Raw genomic sequence first — 18,528 nt, forward strand, 5'->3', positions numbered from 1 at the left:
TGGGTGGAGTGGGGAAAATCCAGGCATCTTTTTAAGGTTTTATGTATATAAACAATGGTGTGAAAAAAGTGTGATGTTTTTCCCTAAACCTGAATCCTCGGACTTATATTTATTATTGCCTCTTCGATCCCGGCGATAATGAACTGTACAGATATGGCTGCAAGAAGTAATCCCATTATCCTGACAATGACCATCGTGCCTGTGTAACCCAGGATTTCAAAAGCCTTATCAGATCTGGACAGGATATAATATGAAACAAGATATACAAGAATAATACTTACAAAAAGGAGAGCCTGATCTGTTACTTCTTCTGCCGTGTTGAAGAGAACTATACTGGTTGTAATAGCCCCCGGCCCTGTGAGAAGGGGTATCGCAAGCGGCGTAACGGCTACATCCTCCTTATGTATAGCCTCTTCTTCCTCTTTGGCAGTGCTCTTGGTGCTTGGTCTCATGCCGAAAAGCATCTCGAGGGAGATTATAAATAAAAGAAAACCCCCTGCTATTCTGAAAGAGTACATCTCTATACCGAGGTAGCGAAATATCGCATTTCCTGCAAGCGTAAATATAATCAGGATAATAACTGCAATAATTACTGCTCTCTTCACCATAGCCCTGCGTTTCTTCTTGCTGAAATCAGCAAGAATTGCCATGAATATCGGCACGTTTGCTACAGGGTCCACTATTATGAAAATTGCAATAAACGAGTATAAAGCGAAGTTTAAATCCACGATGATCTCTTGCCCTCGATATGCTTTTTAACGATTTCCCTTATTTCATCAGGATGCCCCATCACAGTTATCCCGTGCATTTTTCTAAGTTTATCCACAGCCTCGATATCTATATCCCGCATTGTGAGCGTGAGTTTTTTGCCACCAGGCAGATCCGTGGTGATTTCGCCTTCTCTCTGGTCTGCTGGAAAAATATAGACCGGCACTTTTGCTTTCATGGCCAACGCTGCCGCATTCGACAGAAGGGTATCCGAAATTCCGGCAGCGATTTTTCCCACTGTGTTGGAGGTGGAGGGCAGGATCAGGAGAAAATCGTATTTGCCAAGCTGAAGGTCACCCGCCAGAAACGGGATGTTCGGTGATTTTTCAACAAAAGTCCTGGGAAAACTGGATTTTAGATCATTAAAGAGCTTATACCATTTTACGACCATCTCACCTGCCTGTGAGAGAAATACCCTTACCTCAAGGTCATGCTCTCTAGTTACCTCTTTCATTATCTCAAGGCTTTCTTTTAGATAATCGCCGCAGCCTGTAATTCCCCATGCGATTCTTAAAGTCATAGCATTACCAGTGGTTATATCTCAATCCTTTATGCTCTTTAGCATTAAAGCCATTTTCATCAATTTATTTACAGTCCTGCGCATGCTCTTCAAGCCTTCCTCATCATCTCTAACGCCATTCGCTCCCAGGTCTTTTGACCACAACGTACCGCCCAGATTCGCCCCGAAGGAACCGCCACCCACCGGGATTGCCCCGTTTATGATATAAAAGTTGAGTATTGCCTGTATAGAAGGCTCCTGCCCGCCTATCCTGTCTCCCCCGACTGCGATCGCGCCACCCGGTTTATTCATGATAAAATGCGGATACTGCGCAGCTATGGCCCTGCACCTGTCCATTATCACCTTTATCTGGCCGCTCACCATCCCCTGATATACGGGCGTGCCGATTATGAGTGCATCAGCCCATTTAAGTTTTTCATAGACCTGCTGCATATCATCGTTATGGATACAGCCGCTCTTTTCTCGTATACAGTAATCGCAGTGGATACAGAAGTTTAATTTCTTTCCCTGGGCAGAGAAGTATTCAGTTTCTACAGGGTATTTTTCTGAAGCGTATCTCAGTGACTCTCTCACTATGTAATCAGTTGAGGCTTTTCTTGGACTGCCTGAGATCCCGAAAAGTTTTATTCTTTCCACTCCCAAAATGTTCACCTGCTGAGTTCACTTCGTACCGAGTATCCTGAGGGCAAGGTGTGCTGCATTCTCACCATTGTCTATCCCTACGCAGGCTACAGGGACGCCTTTTGGCATCTGGGCTATGGATAAGAGAGCATCAAGACCTCCGAGTTTAGAACTTACAGGAACGCCGATAACAGGTTTTTTTGTTCTTGAGGCAATTGCTCCAGGAAGTGCTGCTGATAAACCTGCAATTCCTATAAAGATCTCTGCATCACTGTCTGATATATAACTATCTAACTCCAGTGGATTCCTGTGCGCAGAAAGTACACGTATCTCATAATTCACTCCCGCCTCATCAAACACATTCGCTACTCGCTCTGCAATGTGCCTGTCTGACTCTGAACCAATCAATATTGCTACGGTCACCATAGTTCATTAATAGTTAATTAATACTTAAAACCTTTTTAATTCCAGGTTCTAAGTGGAGAGGTGTGGGGGATGACCGGTCCCCCAGCTTTATGGCTCCTTATTGGTTCATTGTTGCCATTTAATCATCATCTTCAAATGCCATTTTTATATGCCTTGAGAACATGGATAGCCACATCGAGTATTTCCCGCTTGCCAGCAGTCCACTGTTGGGAAAAGCGTCATCATTCATATAATTTGAACTCTGCTCAAGTTCGACAGAGTCTCCAAAATATATACCAATTGCTCCATTTTTATCAGAACCCAGGGATATATTTATATATCCTGTTTGCTGATTTTGAATTGGAATTGATGTAATATATCTGGGAGCATACTTCATATTACTCCTCCTTATTACATTTTAAATAATGATACACTGCCTTTGAAATTGCCTCTTTAATGGAGGACTCACGCGCCTTTTCCTTCAATGCAACTACATCATCCTGTGGAAGTACAGATTGAACATGGACTATTTTCATTTTGTTATCTCCTCTGTATGCCAATAGAACCATAATAATGATGATTATAATAATTCGCATTATGTATATACTTTTCTGTTTTTAAACTATTATTTAATTTATATATTAATTTACTAAAATTAAGATTACCGTACGGATGGTGTTACTAAGCATAATAATATTAATATGCATGATCATATATACATTAAGAGACTTTGAAGGCGATCACTTAAACAGTATTAAATAAGAGTGTCGTCTTCATGCCTATATTTATATGATATACATTAATTAGTGGCATGATAGTACATAAAGAACATATAAATAAGAGGATATGAGTTTATGATCGGCAGATTCAAACACGGTAATGAGATATTCGATGGTGAAGTGAGAGGCAGCAGTGTTGTTGTTAACAGGGGATTGTACTCTGATACATATCTACTTTCAGATATACTATTATTACCACCAGCACAGCCCAGTAAAATAATATGTGTGGGACTTAACTATAGAGATCACGCCAGAGAGCTAAATATGCAGATACCTGATAAACCAGTACTCTTTTTGAAGCCTCCATCTGCGGTTATAGGTAATCTTGGGAAGATCATATATCCTGATTCAACCAGCCATGTTGATTATGAGGGAGAGCTTGCTGTGATAATCAGTAAGCGTTGCAGGAATATCCGCGCAGCCGATGCCGGCAGCGTGATAATGGGCTATACATGTTTTAATGATGTAACCGCAAGGGATCTTCAAAAGGAGGATATACAGTGGACGCGTGCCAAGTGTTTTGATACGTTCGCGCCTGTTGGTCCTTATATTGCAGATCCGGGGCTGGATGTAAGCAATCTTGCTATTAAAACAAGGGTGAACGGAAAACTGCGGCAGGACTCAACGACAGCCAACCTCATTTTTGATGTGCCGCAGCTAATTGAGTTTATCTCTGGCATCATGACCCTTGAGCCAGGTGATATAATATCTACCGGTACACCGCCCGGGGTGGGTAAACTGTCAGTAGGGGATGAAGTAGAGATAGAGATAGAAGATATAGGTATATTGAAAAACACTGTAGTTGCTCAAGATTATACTGAGAAGGTGAATTGAATGTCTGATGTATATGAGAATATCTGGGAAAACCGAAAACATAAACCTCCCAAGAGAGAAGAGAAAAAGCTTCCTGAAGCAAAAATGCCATCCAGTGACCATGATAGGTTAAAGGATTCAATAGAAAGAAGAAGAAAGAAGTATATGGGTTAGATAGTTTAAATATTTTCAATTAAGAGGTATAGAACATGTCAATGTCGAAAAAGATTATGGAAAGAAAAGAGCGTGAGCGTAAGGAAAAAATAACAGAGCTTGAAAAACTGGCAGCTTCAGGAAGCGGTGATGCAAAAAAGAAGCTTGCAAAAGAAAAAAGAAAGATGAAATAAATATTATTTCATTTCATGATGTCCTGGGGTGCACCGCACAGTTTCACCAGCGCTTCAGCCTCAATAAAATGGAGTTGAGCAGGAATAATAAGAGTATGGAGAGGCCTGCCAAAATCATAATCTTTTAGTTTTTCAAGATAATCAGCATGTGCTACAGGAGAATCCGACCCTGCCCTTGCGATACCCACAGCCAGCGCATTTACAAGTACGCCCTCACCCCGTCGCTCTTCCATCTCCATCAGTATTGATACAGCTTCTCCGATTCTCATAAATCCCTTCTCCCTGTCTATATCAAGAAAAACAAGTGTATGGAGGTTATTTCTCCTGTTCATTTTGATAGTATCGTATGGAGCCTCTGATATGATGGTCTTATCTCTCCGTGTGTAGGGGAACGGAATAGTTGTTGATTTGCCGAACCTGTAGTTCTGTAACCCGCTCAATCCCGAGACTGCGGATGAGATCGACGGAGCATGTATAATCGCTGTATCAATACCCATATCGATTGCGCGAAGACGCAGGTCTATATGTGTGGTCGCCACCATGGCATCCCCGCCTGTCAGGAACACCACGTTCTTTTCTTTTGCAAGAGAAAGCCATGATGTATTCTGCTCAACATCTTCTCTTGTGAGTACTGTCACTTTCCTGCCGTAGAGTTCTTCCATTTTCTCTATGCTGGTACCCATCAGGTGCGAGGTATAGAATTCAGCATAAACTATATCTGCTCTCCTTACAGCTTCCAGTCCTTTTACTGTTATGTCTTTCTCATCGTATAATCCAAGTCCAATAAACGTAAGCACATTGCAGTATTAGTCGGCAATATTTGTAAGCCTTACTATCGAGGTGAACAAAAAGCTAAAATATTATATCCTTATAACGATTATTTTAATAATATGGAATCCCTGTGCATAAGAATCCCTAAAAAAGCCGCAGAAGAGGCAAGACGAAAACTCATTGAACTTGACGCTATTGATAAGAGCCTGAAAATAAGATCCGAGGATGATTACCTTTTAATTCCGATCACCAGGCCAGTCCAGGGATACGATATCGAAAAGAGGGATTTTGAAGTATTAGAGAAAGAAAAATCTCCTGCTGAAATACTGGGATTCGCACCTGCGTATGAGCAGATAGGGGACATCGCGATTATAGACAGGCATGAGCCTGAAGCACAGCGGATTGCAGAGGTCCTGATACGGCAGAAAAAGATAAAAACAGTCCTTCAGGCTGAAACCTCGGTAGGCGGAGAGTACAGGACGCGTGGATTATCAGTACTGGCAGGGGAGAGGAAGACAGAGACGCTCTATAAAGAGAACGAGTGCAGGTATAAGCTTGATATCGCCAGGGTGTATTTCACTCCACGCCTTGCAACTGAGAGATTGAGGGTTGCAAACCAGATACATGATGGTGAGAAGGTGGTGGATATGTTTGCAGGCGTCGGGCCATTCAGCATCCTGATCGCAAAAAAGTTTCCTTCTGCGCACGTGATCGCTATTGATAAGAATCCGGATGCGATCCACTACCTGAGAGAGAATGTGAAACTTAATAAGGTAAGAAATGTTGAAATAAGAGAGGGGGATGCAAGGGATGAGATCAAAGGGATCTCAGGGGTTGATCATGTCATCATGAACCTGCCTCACAGCAGCCTTGAGTTTCTGGATGCTGCACTGGGCATAGTAAAAAAAGGCGGGATCATTCATTTCTATGCCATAGCGCACGAAGATGATCTATTCGATGGGGTACTAAAGAAGATCGAAGAGACAGCATCACATCATGGTATGAGGATAGTACCCCTCAATAAAAGAATAGTGAGACCTTACGCCCCGTACCAGTATAACATATGTATCGATTTTCAGGTATTTTGACCTGCTGTTGTGATACTTTAGAGACTGCACAGTATCAGGTTTTAATACGCGCATAAATAATGCCTGATGCAGTATGGTTTGCATCATCAGATGCAAGTACATCGATAACAAAATCCTCCTGTCCGGTGAAAGTAATGCTGGTATTAAATGAGGTATTTTCCCCACTGGCTAAATTGCTGATGTTCCATGCGGTTTCTGTTGCAGTGACATTTTCTGGAAGCAAAACACTGACATTTATATTACTGGCATTTAAACTACCTACATTAGATACAGTGAAATTCAACAGGGCACTCTTACTGATACCAGAAGATACTGGAGGCTCTAATGTAATAAAATTATTATCTACGGATAATATTGCTGGTATTGTGACCATGTGATGATCATTTAGCGTCTGGTTACCTCCATCATCACTTTCTATCTTAAAAGCACATCTTATCCTGGGTTTATTTCTAATTTCATTGGGAGTGACATTCCATGATATAATCTGAGACTCCCCTGCAGACAGGGAATTTACGCTTCTTATAAGAGGACCGGATATATTATACAAGGGATGGCTGAACTCTACACTCAAATTATTAATGGGATAATCAACAACATTCGTCAGGTTTAAAGAGACAGTAAATGATTCATCCGGTAAAACCTGTGAAATAATTGTCTGAGCCTTATATGCCGGCACCAGCTCAAAATTCTCAAGATCCATTGCTGATAAGCTTATAGGTTCGTTCTTTAGGATTGCCTGCGCAATGTAGGTATCTGTGGAATAATAGGTCTCATTTACGAAAAAGATGTACTCTTTTGTGAAGGATGAGTTCGGAAGAATTTCTATCGTCTCATTAATACTTGCTATGGGGCTCCCTATAACACCAGTTCCATTCGTATTCAGTTCTGAATCTCCAAAAGCATCCCTTCCATCCTCTCCTGAACCAATCTTATTAATAGTAACATTAAGGTTAGCTACCAGACTTGTGGAGTTCGGATTACTAACTGTAATATTTGCTCTGATGGGCTCTTTAACTCTATATTCTGACCTGTCCAGTACCAGATCAATTATTGGTGGATCGAAAGGTGGATCACTGGCACAACCTGCAGTATCATAGTTTTTATTTTGACACTTTTCTAAAAGAGAATCAAAAGCATTTCTGTTCCCTCTATCTACATATGAAAAAAGATAATTAAGCCTCAGGTATCCATCATCAAATACCCATGTCCGGTTCCCAACTGCGATTTCATATGCATTGCTTCCATAATGTGCACTTTCTCTTGGTGAAGAACCTGTGGCAGGATTGGCCAGATCCTTTTCAGGCGTATGGGGCTCATCAGTATAATCCATGGCATCAAAGATATACCACTTATCAATGCCTGCAGGGGGATACTCCAGGTAAGCCTCTGTCCATTGATGATAAATAAAACCACCGTTCTGTATGTTGGTTGCAACCCTTGCCGGTATGCCTATGGTCCTGTAGATTGCTGTCAGGCCATTTGCATAATCTAAACACTGTCCTGTTATTATCGGGCGCTCTATACCGGAGTAAGCATCCCTGAACTGCCTGACCGTAACCCGGGAGAACATCACATCAATATCAGCACCGTTTGGGCTGTCATAGTATATTACATTTGAAACCGCATTCATCAGCTTCTCAGCGGTCGTTGATTCATTGATTTCACCGTCTGTCGCGTTTATTACAATCCCGAAGAGGTGTTCATCGAATGGATTCAGTACCCGGACACTCTCATTCCATTTCAAATATCTTTGAGCAGCGACACTCCAGTTACTGTAGTAATTATAATTGATTGACTCTTCATCCCTTGTTTCAAAAATATTATCATCGTAAAGATAAGCTTTTAGATCTGCATCATCTGAGCTTTGTGGTTTTTGAAATATAGCATAGAAATTCTTTTTCTCTGAACTGGCTAATTCCTCTCCATTCTCTGATACGATTTTTGCCTTTGCTTCGTATTCACCTACCGGGATATCATCCGGTATCTTACTCCATGCGTTACTCTTCCAATCCCATGTAGCACTATATACACCTCCAGGTGCATTCTGTACTGTATCCAGTGTTGCAAGCGTAGTCCCCCCTCTAAGAATATCAACCATTATCTTAGAACCGGCAGGCAATATGGCTGTTACCTCGAATCTTATTGGTTCATCACCTCTTCTGAAAACTATGTCCTTGTATCTACCTTCATACTGGCGCAATCCCCCGGCAACGCTTATATCAGGCAGTCCGGCGTGAGATGAATTATCAGAGTTAACGCTGAAGGCTTCTGCCTTAACTGTACTATGAAAAGCCATGCTATGAAAAGCCATGAACGCCAGTATCACTATCCCAAAAACAAGGATTCTGAGCCGAATCGTCATGTTCCTCCTTCATTTTGATCTAACCCGCAATGAGTAAACAGCTATTCAAGAGTCGGTCATGATAACACAAAAAGCTTGTGGACGACAGGAGACCATACAATAATTCCAGCATCTAAACCTGGTTGACGCTATAGTTAAGTATATTCTAATGATGCGACATACCACACACTATTATGAAACAGGTATATATGGATCACAGTGCCACCACTGCAGTAGATCCTGAGGTCACAGAGGCCATGCTTCCTTATTTCTCAGAGAGATTTGGCAATCCCTCAAGTCTATATACTATTGGAAGACAGTCAAGAAGAGCCATAGAGGAGGCACGGCAAAAAGTAGCGGATCTTATCGGTGCTAAAAAAGAGGAGATAATATTCACAGGAAGCGGCACTGAATCAGATAATCTTGCCATAAAAGGAACAGTATATAAAAACAGGAAAAAAGGCGATCATATAATAACAAGTTCGATCGAACACCATGCTGTCCTGAATACATGCAAATATCTTGAAACACAGGGATTCAGGGTCACCTATCTCCCTGTAAATAAGGACGGACTTGTCAACCCTGATGATGTTGAAAATGCGATCACGCCACAGACCATACTCATATCAATTATGCATGCAAACAACGAGATTGGCACAATCCAGCCCATAGAAGAGATTGGTAAGCTCGCAAAAGAAAAGGATATTCCCTTTCATACGGATGCTGTCCAGACCGGAGGAAAGCTCCCGATCAATGTGGATGCAATCGGTGTTGATCTTCTGTCCATATCAGCTCACAAGATGTACGGACCAAAAGGTGTCGGAGTGCTTTATATGAGGAAAGGAGTTCGCATAGAACCCCTGATACATGGGGGAGGGCATGAGAGAGGTATCCGCTCAAGTACAGAGAATGTCCCCGGAATCGTTGGTTTTGGGAAGGCGGCTGAGCTTGCAAAGAAACGCCTGCCAGAAGAGGCAGGAGTAGTAAAACTGAGGGATTCGCTTATCAGGGGTGTACTTGAGATTGATGATTCATACCTTAACGGCCATCCCACAAAACGACTTCCAAATAATGCAAATTTCAGGTTCAGTTATATAGAAGGTGAATCCATGGTACTGAACCTGGATATGAGAGGAGTCGCAGCATCGACCGGTTCTGCCTGTTCGTCCACATCCCTTGAGCCATCTCACGTCCTTTTAGCAATAGGCTTAAGACCTGAAGAGGCGCATGGCTCTCTCAGATTGACTCTTGGGCTTGATAATACGCAGGAAGATGTGGATTACGTCGTTTCAATATTACCCGAAATCGTGAATAAGCTTAGAATGATGTCACCACTGGCAAGGTGAGATAATGACTGACGGATACAGTGAAAAAGTTATGGAGCATTTTGCCAACCCGCGCAATGTTGGTGAGATAAATGATGCTGATGGTATCGGAAAAGTAGGGAATCCAGTATGCGGCGACCTTATGTGGATATATATAAAGGTAAAAGACAACCGGCTTGAAGATGTGAAATTCAAGACATTCGGATGTGGCGCAGCGATTGCCACAAGCAGCATGATTACTGAAATGGCAAAAGGCAAGACTATTGAGGAGGCGCTTAAAATCACGCGTAGTGATGTGGCAGAAGCGCTTGATGGGCTGCCCTCTGTAAAGATGCATTGCTCGAATCTTGCAGCAGATGGCTTGCATGCTGCAATAAAGGATTATTTTGAAAAATCAGGGAAAAAATGAGACCGCCATGTGAAATAGTGGTACAGAAAGTACTTCCTGCGATCCGTGCAGAACTCGCCAGGATAATGCTTGAGTCAGGACTGCCGCAGCAGGAGGTTGCAAGCAGGCTTTGTCTCTCAAAAGCCGCAATCTCACAGTATGTAAGTGCAAAGAGAGGAAGATATATGCCATTCCCCCCTGATACCGAGGAAAAAATAAAAGAACTGGCAAAGAGCCTTGCGGAAGACTTAGAGGTGAATGATGCTGTAAGCAGTCTGTGCGCTGTGTGCAGGGATATCCAGTCATCTGGATGGCTATGCAAGGAACATATGCAGAAGAACAATCAGTGTACTTATTGCCTCAAGAGATAATTATTGACATCTTGACTACCTAATCTGCTACTTCCAGATCGCCTCCTTCCTCAGTTTGTGTGGGCGTTGGGGTTACAGTTGGTGTTGGAGACTCAGTTTGTGTGGGTGTTGGGGTCTCAGTTGGTATGGGCGTTGGAGTCTCAGTTGGTGTAGGTGTTGTAGTTACTGTTGGTATGGGTGTTGGAGTCTCAGTTGGTGTAGGTGTTGGGGTTACTACCGGGGTTGCTGTGGATTCTGGAGTAGTTGTGGGTGAGGGTGTTGCTGTTGCTGTAGGCGTGGGTGTTGGGATCTCAGTTGGTATGGGCGTTGGAGTCTCAGTTGGTATGGGCGTTGGAGTCTCAGTTGGTATGGGCGTTGGGGTTACTACCGGGGTTGCTGTGGGTTCTGAAGTTGTTGTGGGTGAAGGTGTTGCTGTTTGAGTTGATGTTGGTGTAGGTGTGGAAGTATTGGTCGGTGTAGGTGTTGGAGTTGCTGTTGGTATAGGCGTTGGAGCCATTGTTGCCGCAGGTGCAGGAGCAGGAGGTGCTGTAGGCCAAAAATACCAGGGAGGTATTGTTGGCCATGGATTTAATGCTGGTTCTGAGGATGGTGTTGATGCTGGTGCAGGGGCTGGCGTAGATGAAATTACTATCGGCGCAGATGAAGGTACAGCAGTTTCAATAATATTGATCTTCATGCTCTCGGATACAGGGTCTATATCACCTGATTGCAGCACCAGTGAGCTCTCAAGCATGGTAGGCTCTGATGGTGCTTTCAACTGAAGGTAGCCGCGTGTTTCACCAGGCGATATATTCCCTAATTTTAGGGTATCAGAGTCGATATTAAAGTTGGATTTTGCCTCAGAGAGGTTCAATCCCGCTAATTTAATTGTTGCATTATGTATTGTTCTTGAGGAGGGATTGTATATCCTGAAAGAGACCATGTAGCTATCATCGGTCTTGATATTATATGGATAGTACATATAAAGAAGTACGGAACTGTTTGTTTCTGGCACCTCAGGTTCTATTGCTCCAAAGGCATTAGTGCTGCTCCCAATTCTCTCAGGCAGGTACATAGCCTGGGCAAAGAAGTAGAACATCCCGCCTGCTAAGAACAGTATTCCGATCAGGAAACCTGTCTTTGCGATCTGGATTTTAAGACTCTTCTCTTCCCTGAAGGTCTCTTTTATTCTAAATGCAATGTATAGTGTTATAGCTGAAAGGGCTATTATTGTGAATGCAACCGCAATTCCAATCCCAATTATGCTAAAATTCATTATCCTAATTCCTCCCGTTTTGGTTTTTCCCATCTCATAGTAAGGTTCAGTGACTCTTCAACGAATGCCATAATGCCTACTCCATCATTGAAGACACTATAGAACAGGTACAGGGGACTTACAAGTATCTCCTTAATACCTGGCTTTGGATCTATCAGCACAGCATAGATAGAGACTCCAACAGTTAATACCCAGTATACAAGCATCCCTGAGGTAAGTGAGTTCATATCTGCGCCGTAAAGACTTGATATAAGCAGTGTGAAAAGCAAAACCATGTTTAGCAAGGATGAGCCTAACTCAAGCCACATGTACGGTACTCCAATTATCCCGGCTGTACCGTATCTCGGATTGAGGTACATCTTCTGGTACTTTGCCAGAACCTGGGCCATACCGCGATACCATCTTCTTCTCTGCTTCATGAAATCTTCTATGCTCTCAGGTGCCTGCGTGAAGGCTATTGCCCGGGACTCATACTCCACATGATAGCCTGCCTGCAGGATCTTCATGGTTATATCAAAATCCTCAGCAAAGGTATCCTGCGGGAAATAGCCTATCTCCTTGAGAACCTGGGTTTTCAGAGCTGCTATAGCACCTGGCACTATCATAACGCAGTGCAGGAGAGATTGCGACTTTCGTCCAAGGTTTATGGCTGTAGTGTACTCAAGTGATTGCAAGATTTTCAATAGACCTGTTGGTTTATCTATCTTTACATTGCCCGCTACTGCGCCAAGGCGAGGGTTACTATCGAAGCGTCTTGAGATCCACTTAAGGGCATCAGGATGCAGCTTTGAATCAGCATCAACTGTGATCACTACGTCACCCGATGAGTTCCTGATGCCTGTGTTAATGGCACCTGGCTTTCCCGTATTTTTCTGACGTATGACTTTTACTCCTTTATCCGAATGTTTTGAGGCCTCATTAAAAGTGTTATCCGACGACCCATCATCAACCACTATAACCTCATAGGATGGATAATTTAGATCCAGCATTGATTTTATGCAACTGGATATTGTGACTTCTTCATTATAGGCCGGAACGATTATAGAGATCTTAATGAACTCATCGATTTCCTTTTTCTTTTTTATAACACTTGAGATAAATGGGGCCACAAAAGTATAGATAAAAGAGAGAGAGCAGAAACTGACAAGGCGGAAAATAAGAATAAAAAGCGACCCATAAAAAAATGCTTCAATCAAAAAAGCATAATTAAATATGGAACTATAATCCGGAACCCTGATCTGAGTCAATATATCTATGGCTGAGGCATAAGCAGGGGTTACCAGTACCAGTGACTGTACCAGTGCAGCTGCAAAGAGCAACCGCACAGTACCTCTCATCAGTCTCATCAAAGGCCAACATAGCCACTAGAAGCATAAACACATCGATAGTTTGTTTTGGATTTCTTTTATCTTTTAGTATTTAATATGGTTTATTCTGGTTTTTTATGGTTTACAAATGGTTTTTTAGATTTAAAATTATCCCATTAACATAGAATCTAATTTATCACCGCTCAAAGTTAAAATTCTGCTTGACAATCTTAAGGGCACAGTAATTACCGCACATGGTACATGCCTCTTCATCCTCTGGCGAGCGGCTATTCCGAATGGATTTTGCATGTTCAGGGTCAATCGCAAGCTCGTACATCCTGTCCCACTTTAGATCACGCCTTGCTCTCCCCATATCAAGATCACGCTCCCTATCCCCGTTCTTCACCATATCACCGATATGGGCTGCAATCCTCGCTGTCATTACGCCCTGCCTCACATCCTCTATGTTTGGAAGCGCCAGGTGCTCTGCCGGGGTCACATAGCAGATAAAATCAGCACCACAGGCGCTTGATATGGATGCGCCGATGGCAGCCACTATATGGTCGTACCCGGGCGCTATATCTGTAACCAGGGGTCCGAGCATGTAGAATGGCTTTTCCCCGCTTAAACGCTTCATGAGCTTCACGTTTGCATCTATCTCATCTATCGGGATGTGGCCAGGCCCTTCTACGATTGTCTGAACGCCTGCTTCGTGAGATCTATCTGATAGCTCAGCGTTCATGATAAGCTCCTGGATCTGTGCCCTGTCGGTCGAATCGTGTATTGCGCCCGCGCGCATCCCGTTGCCCATGCTGAGCGTGACCTCGTGCTCCTTCATGATCTCAAGCAGATAATCGAACTCACTGTATAAGGGGTTCTCTTTCTCATTATGCAGCATCCATGCTGTCATGAACGCACCTCCCCGGGAGCAGAGACCCCCGAAGCGCCCCTGTATTTTGAGCCTCTCGACTGTCAGCAGGTTAATGCCTGTATGGATTGCCATGAAATTGGTCCCCAGCTTTGCCTGCTCTGCTGTGATCCTGAACAGTTCATCCTCTTTCATATCAACGGCAGAACCGTATCTGCGGATTGCCTCTATAAAAGCCTGGTACAGGGGCACGCTTCCAACAGAGAGGGTCGTGGAATCAATCACCTTTTTCCTGATCTCATAGAAATCCCCGCCAGTTGAGAGCTCCATGAGCGTGTCTGCGCCTGCCGCCTCAGCTACCCTTGCCTTCTCTATCTCCGTATCGATATCGACGATATCCGAGGATGTTCCTATTGATGCGTTCACTTTTGTATGCAGCCCTTTTCCTATCCCGCAGGGCTTTGTATAGCGGTATGGACTAACCGGGATAACGATGCGGCCATTTGCTATCCCGCGCCGTACGAACTCGGGTTCAACGCCCTCGTCCTCTGCTACCTTTTCCATCTCTTCTGTCAGATTGCCTTTTTTTGCTTCAGTTATAAGACTCATAATTGATGCAGAAAGAAGGATAATTGTATTTAAATATGCTTAATCAACAAAATTGAATTGAGATCAAGTTTACTTGAGAAGATTTAACCGCAGATGCAAGAAGATGGACGCAGATCAATGATAGATACGGCTATCCTGTAAGATATAATGACCATAATAGAACTGCTACGATTGTTATAAATGTAATCAGGTTCGCAGGAATCAAATCAACCATAACAGAAACTACAACCACCAGGATAAAATAGAACATTAGCATAAAAGCTACGATCAGGAGAAGTAAGCGTTCAGAAAATGCTGGTCTATAGTTTAGTTTTTTTAATGGATATGATTGCCATCCCATGTCACAACGCCCCGGTTGAAATGCTCTTATCTCATATAAATGGTTTGTGATATGTTTCTGAAAGGCTCCTGGCTTCACACAGATATCACACCCTTATTTATATATATGAAACCTTAAAAGCTGTCCGGATTTCCCCCCCACTTCCACAAAAACTATTTTTCCTGTCTTAGCAGGCAAAAAAAGGGGGAAATCCACCTATCAAATCAATGGTTGAAAACGGTTCTAATTTTCACGGTCATGGCAAAACATAAAGGGGAAGTCCCTCTGTTCCAGAGTTCAATACCCCCCAGGACCTGGTGGTGGTGCTCCAGGCATTCTCTCCCTGCCTGCTGATATGACATCATCTATTCGCAGTATCATGGACGCAGCCTCGGTTGCTGAGTCTATAGCCTGGATCTTTACACGCAGGGGTTCGATTATACCCGTCCTGGCCATATCCACTACCTTACCAGCGTAAATGTCTATGCCTGCATCTTTAACTCCCCTCTCGTGCTGACCCCTTAACTCCACGAGCATATCTATGCTGCTGAGACCTGAATTCTCTGCAAGAGCTTTTGGGACTATGTCAACAGCCTCAGCGAATTTATACACTGCAAGCTGCTCCCTGCCCTTTAGAGAGGCAGCATACTTTCGCAGCCCCAGGCTGACCTCAATTTCAGGTGCGCCGGCGCCTGCCACATATCTACCATCCTCTATAACCGTGCCTACCACTCTGATGGCATCGTTGAACGTTGTTTCCATGCTCTCCACCACATGCTTTGTCCCTCCGCGCAGCAATACTGTAACAGATTTGGGATTAGAGCACTCACGCACAAAGATGAGTTTTTTCTCGCCTATCCTGACCTCCTCTGCTATACAGGCTCCACCCAGGTCTGAATCAGAGATCGCTTCAAGATCAGTCAGTATTTTTGCTCTTGTCGCTCTTGATAGCTTCTCCATGTCTTTTTCGCTTACATTTTTCACTGCCAGAATATTAGATTTTGCAAGGTAGTACTCAGCTACATCATCTATTCCCTTCTTGCAGAATACAACATTCGCTCCGCTGTTCTCTATCTTATGAACCATATCTCGAATTAGATCTTCCTCCTGGTCAAGGAACAGCATCATCTGCTCAGGCGTGGTTATATCTATCCTGGACTTTGTCTCTGTCTTCCTGATCTCAATTGCTCTATTGAGCAGTAGTATCCTGGCATCCTCTATTATCCGGGGCATGTTGATACTTGCACGCTCTTTATCTATAACAACACCAAGGATCAGCTCTGAATCCTCAACACTTCCTCCCTCCAATTTCTCTATCTTTATCTCATCAGGGTCAACTTTTCTCCCATCGCTGACATCAGTGACAGCTTTTACTGCTTCCACTGCAATCTTAGCAAGCCTCGTTTTCATGGAGTGATCTTCCCTGCCCTTGATCGCTGTGGTGGCTATATTCATGAGGATATCCTCCTGCTCTGGTGAAACATGTTTTGCGAGCGACTCCAGGATCTCCTTGGATTTATCTACCGCAATCCTGTAACCTTTTACGATAATGGTTGGATGCACTCCCATATCAAAAAGCTCTTCAGCCTTTGCCAGTAGCTCTCCAGCCAGGACAACTGCCGTTGTCGTACCGTCTCCAATCTCTTCATCCTGGGTTTTAGCGACTTCTACGATCATCTTTGCAGCAGGATGCTCGATATCCATCTCCTTCAGGATATATGCGCCATCCCCTGTTATAATCACATCTCCCAGTGAGTTTACCAGCATTTTGTCCATGCCCTTTGGGCCAAGCGTGGTCTTTACTGCGGCAGCAACAGCCCTGGCAGCCGTGATATTGGCACTCTGGGCGTCCCTTCCTTTTGATCTCTGGGTACCTTCCTTCAGTATCAGTACAGGAACTCCGCCCATCTGCCCTGCAGAGCTGACCTCTCTCCTCATCTCACCTATATTTCTAATAATTTATCCCTCCACTAATAGTAAAACCTGATTGTTTTCTATTTGTAGAATTGTTTTGTGGCTCTATTAATAAGTATCGCTCAGCTCCAAAAAAAAATTTACAAAAAACCCCTTTTAATTAAAACACCTTTAATTTTCTCTTCATCTCTTCCTGAATAAAGTATCTTATTGGCTGTGATAATGGCCTCAGCACCGTCTATGAATTTTGAGAGCGGATTGAGAAAAAAATGACTCTCAAGTACAAGCCTTATTGAACGCTCTCTTGCTTTGATCCTGTTATCTTTTTCCTCAGAGTTCCCTCCTAAAGTGAGATATAGATCCCATAAAGCTGAAGACCAGATCTCTCCATCAGCATCGCATGATATCACTCCAAGAAAATTTTCTGGATAATATTTTTGACTATCTACTCTGCGAACGCAGCGCAGTACATTGCCTATGCCGTTCCAGTCGCCCACTGCCTCGCGATTAAATCCAGCACTCTCTTCTGCAAAAAAACATGCGGCAAGAAAATCCCCAAAACCTTGCTCCATGGCACCGCCTTCTTCCGTTAAACTTAAAAAAGAAACCTGGTCATCCATTATGGCATGGGCATATTCATGAATAATAATATCAGCATCCTCTGCATCTGGTATTCCAATTGCACCAAATGTAATGTCTTTGGTATCACAATCAAAATAAGAACCGCGTTCTTCAGCGTAGGCATTTACTTTTATCTGTTTATTGCAAATGTTTTTAAACCCAAGTTCCTGGATAAATCTCTGGCATGAATCGATATGGTAATAAGCCATGACCTCACAGAACCTGCTGTCCCCACGTTTATAATAGAATAAATGGGAAGGTTCGTATGCTCTGCTCGGTGTGTTGACTGTATCTACATATTCTCCTCTTAGAAAACCTGAGCCGTCAAGACCTTTTAAAACCACTGTAGTGTAGGCATCTTCTGTAATGTCTGATTCAGGTGTAAGATTCAGATGTCTAAGAGCCACCACAGGGTTAGGAATAAAAACTCTGCCTTTTCCAATTGTTTTCCTTCTAAAAACACCCATCTTTTTAATTATTTCCCCATGTCTAACATCGACATAAATATGATGTCCTTCTGACGGATTTTTTAATGCAACACTTACTTCCCATGTTAGATAAAATTCATCTTCTATTGGAAGAATCACAAGATCCACAGTGGAATCTCGCTTCAATCTTGTTTCAGCATTTAGATCTAAATGTACGATTTCGATTGCCTTCTCTTTTGATATTCCTCCATTTAGAATGGCTTTTGTATCTAATGCTATTTCGGGATGGTAATTATTTTTAACCATAATGATTTTAGATTCTTCGTTTAAATGGACTGATATAAAGGCATATAGAACAGGAATTTCTTCGTAAAACTGTTGGTATCTTATATGGTATGTATTTAGGCTATAGGTCTTAGTAATAAATTTCAGATCTGAAAGATCTTTCTTAAACCCAAAGAGAGCACTGTATTCCATTAAGAAATGACGAATAGATTCATCAATATCTTTTGTTACAGGAATTGTAATAAGACCATCTATCAGAGTTACCAATCCTTTTCCGCTCCACAGTATTTTGATATTTTCATCCAGAATTTTTAATTTTTCTGCAAGTTCTTTTTGTTCTTCAGCAGGTTCAACCATGATCAACACCAACTAAACCTGATATTTA

Annotated in this window: 20 protein-coding genes; 7 read left to right on the forward strand and 13 right to left on the reverse strand. The window is 42.9% G+C overall.

The features are described 5' to 3' along the window. Nucleotides 1-83: 83 nt before the first annotated feature. The 6 genes from ANME2D_RS16355 to ANME2D_RS16380 all read right to left on the reverse strand — a co-directional run bounded on the left by ANME2D_RS16355 (nucleotide 84) and on the right by ANME2D_RS16380 (nucleotide 2,850). Nucleotides 84-728, reverse strand: coding sequence for a MarC family protein (locus ANME2D_RS16355; protein ID WP_048094058.1), 645 nt, complete (start codon nucleotides 726-728; stop codon nucleotides 84-86). Next, nucleotides 719-1,288 (reverse strand): archaeoflavoprotein AfpA, encoded by a 570-nt coding sequence (gene afpA, locus ANME2D_RS16360; protein WP_048094059.1) that lies wholly within the window; start codon nucleotides 1,286-1,288, stop codon nucleotides 719-721. The genes ANME2D_RS16355 and afpA overlap by 10 nt, the downstream gene beginning before the upstream one ends. Nucleotides 1,289-1,309: 21 nt before the next feature. Further along, nucleotides 1,310-1,930 carry a flavodoxin family protein gene (locus ANME2D_RS16365; protein ID WP_048094060.1) on the reverse strand — a complete coding sequence of 207 codons (621 nt, stop codon included), beginning with the start codon at nucleotides 1,928-1,930 and terminating at the stop codon, nucleotides 1,310-1,312. 18 nt (nucleotides 1,931-1,948) lie between these two features. Then, on the reverse strand, nucleotides 1,949-2,335 hold the full coding sequence (purE, locus tag ANME2D_RS16370) for a 5-(carboxyamino)imidazole ribonucleotide mutase (RefSeq protein WP_048094061.1): 387 nt from the start codon (nucleotides 2,333-2,335) through the stop codon (nucleotides 1,949-1,951). A 118-nt stretch (nucleotides 2,336-2,453) separates the two neighbouring features. Then, complete coding sequence (locus ANME2D_RS16375; protein WP_048094062.1) at nucleotides 2,454-2,711, reverse strand: hypothetical protein; 258 nt, start codon at nucleotides 2,709-2,711, stop codon at nucleotides 2,454-2,456. Nucleotide 2,712: 1 nt separating this feature from the next. After that, a complete protein-coding gene (locus ANME2D_RS16380; protein ID WP_157834186.1) occupies nucleotides 2,713-2,850 on the reverse strand; it encodes a DUF5371 family protein in 138 nt (45 codons plus the stop codon). Nucleotides 2,851-3,168: 318 nt separating this feature from the next. On the opposite strand from ANME2D_RS16380, the gene ANME2D_RS16385 reads away from it, so the two are divergent. From ANME2D_RS16385 to ANME2D_RS18580, 3 genes are read left to right on the forward strand one after another with little or no spacing between them, the layout of a single operon-like run. Next, entirely contained in the window at nucleotides 3,169-3,927 is a 759-nt protein-coding gene (locus tag ANME2D_RS16385; protein ID WP_048094064.1) for a fumarylacetoacetate hydrolase family protein, read from the forward strand. Continuing rightward, nucleotides 3,928-4,080, forward strand: a complete 153-nt coding sequence (locus tag ANME2D_RS18305; RefSeq protein ID WP_157834187.1) for a hypothetical protein — start codon at nucleotides 3,928-3,930, stop codon at nucleotides 4,078-4,080. A 35-nt stretch (nucleotides 4,081-4,115) separates the two neighbouring features. After that, on the forward strand, nucleotides 4,116-4,253 hold the full coding sequence (locus ANME2D_RS18580) for a hypothetical protein (RefSeq protein ID WP_206741782.1): 138 nt from the start codon (nucleotides 4,116-4,118) through the stop codon (nucleotides 4,251-4,253). Between the two features lie 8 nt (nucleotides 4,254-4,261). On the opposite strand, the gene dph5 is transcribed toward ANME2D_RS18580, so the two are convergent. Then, the gene (dph5, locus tag ANME2D_RS16390) at nucleotides 4,262-5,050 is read right to left on the reverse strand and encodes a diphthine synthase (protein WP_048094065.1); all 789 of its coding nucleotides are present in this window, start codon (nucleotides 5,048-5,050) and stop codon (nucleotides 4,262-4,264) included. A gap of 93 nt (nucleotides 5,051-5,143) precedes the next feature. Between dph5 and ANME2D_RS16395 the strand changes: the two genes are divergently transcribed. Continuing rightward, nucleotides 5,144-6,112 (forward strand): class I SAM-dependent methyltransferase, encoded by a 969-nt coding sequence (locus ANME2D_RS16395; protein WP_048094066.1) that lies wholly within the window; start codon nucleotides 5,144-5,146, stop codon nucleotides 6,110-6,112. 34 nt (nucleotides 6,113-6,146) lie between these two features. On the opposite strand, the gene ANME2D_RS16400 is transcribed toward ANME2D_RS16395, so the two are convergent. Then, nucleotides 6,147-8,474, reverse strand: a complete 2,328-nt coding sequence (locus ANME2D_RS16400) for a transglutaminase domain-containing protein (RefSeq protein ID WP_048094067.1) — start codon at nucleotides 8,472-8,474, stop codon at nucleotides 6,147-6,149. A 173-nt stretch (nucleotides 8,475-8,647) separates the two neighbouring features. On the opposite strand from ANME2D_RS16400, the gene nifS reads away from it, so the two are divergent. Genes nifS through ANME2D_RS16415 form a run of 3 tightly spaced genes read left to right on the forward strand, consistent with a single transcriptional unit; the run spans nucleotide 8,648 to nucleotide 10,537 of the window. Then, a complete protein-coding gene (gene nifS / locus ANME2D_RS16405; protein WP_048094068.1) occupies nucleotides 8,648-9,799 on the forward strand; it encodes a cysteine desulfurase NifS in 1,152 nt (383 codons plus the stop codon). Nucleotides 9,800-9,803: 4 nt separating this feature from the next. Then, entirely contained in the window at nucleotides 9,804-10,187 is a 384-nt protein-coding gene (gene nifU / locus ANME2D_RS16410; RefSeq protein WP_048094069.1) for a Fe-S cluster assembly scaffold protein NifU, read from the forward strand. After that, the gene (locus ANME2D_RS16415) at nucleotides 10,184-10,537 is read left to right on the forward strand and encodes a transcriptional regulator (RefSeq protein ID WP_048094070.1); all 354 of its coding nucleotides are present in this window, start codon (nucleotides 10,184-10,186) and stop codon (nucleotides 10,535-10,537) included. The genes nifU and ANME2D_RS16415 overlap by 4 nt, the downstream gene beginning before the upstream one ends. Before the next feature lie 19 nt (nucleotides 10,538-10,556). Here the strand turns inward: ANME2D_RS16415 and ANME2D_RS18530 are convergent, their stop codons facing one another. The 5 genes from ANME2D_RS18530 to ANME2D_RS16440 all read right to left on the reverse strand — a co-directional run bounded on the left by ANME2D_RS18530 (nucleotide 10,557) and on the right by ANME2D_RS16440 (nucleotide 18,500). Continuing rightward, the gene (locus tag ANME2D_RS18530; protein WP_048094071.1) at nucleotides 10,557-11,792 is read right to left on the reverse strand and encodes a hypothetical protein; all 1,236 of its coding nucleotides are present in this window, start codon (nucleotides 11,790-11,792) and stop codon (nucleotides 10,557-10,559) included. After that, nucleotides 11,792-13,138, reverse strand: a complete 1,347-nt coding sequence (locus ANME2D_RS16425) for a glycosyltransferase family 2 protein (protein ID WP_081810360.1) — start codon at nucleotides 13,136-13,138, stop codon at nucleotides 11,792-11,794. Before ANME2D_RS16425 ends, ANME2D_RS18530 begins: the two co-directional genes overlap by 1 nt. Nucleotides 13,139-13,295: 157 nt before the next feature. Further along, nucleotides 13,296-14,576, reverse strand: a complete 1,281-nt coding sequence (gene thiC / locus ANME2D_RS16430) for a phosphomethylpyrimidine synthase ThiC (protein ID WP_048094073.1) — start codon at nucleotides 14,574-14,576, stop codon at nucleotides 13,296-13,298. A 616-nt stretch (nucleotides 14,577-15,192) separates the two neighbouring features. Then, nucleotides 15,193-16,833: a thermosome subunit alpha gene (thsA, locus tag ANME2D_RS16435; RefSeq protein WP_052369012.1), complete on the reverse strand. Its 1,641-nt coding sequence runs from the start codon at nucleotides 16,831-16,833 to the stop codon at nucleotides 15,193-15,195. 116 nt (nucleotides 16,834-16,949) lie between these two features. Then, the gene (locus tag ANME2D_RS16440; protein ID WP_048094074.1) at nucleotides 16,950-18,500 is read right to left on the reverse strand and encodes a M36 family metallopeptidase; all 1,551 of its coding nucleotides are present in this window, start codon (nucleotides 18,498-18,500) and stop codon (nucleotides 16,950-16,952) included. Nucleotides 18,501-18,528: the final 28 nt, after the last annotated feature.

It is taken from the genome of Candidatus Methanoperedens nitratireducens (genome assembly GCF_000685155.1).
Taxonomy (GTDB): domain Archaea; phylum Halobacteriota; class Methanosarcinia; order Methanosarcinales; family Methanoperedenaceae; genus Methanoperedens; species Methanoperedens nitratireducens.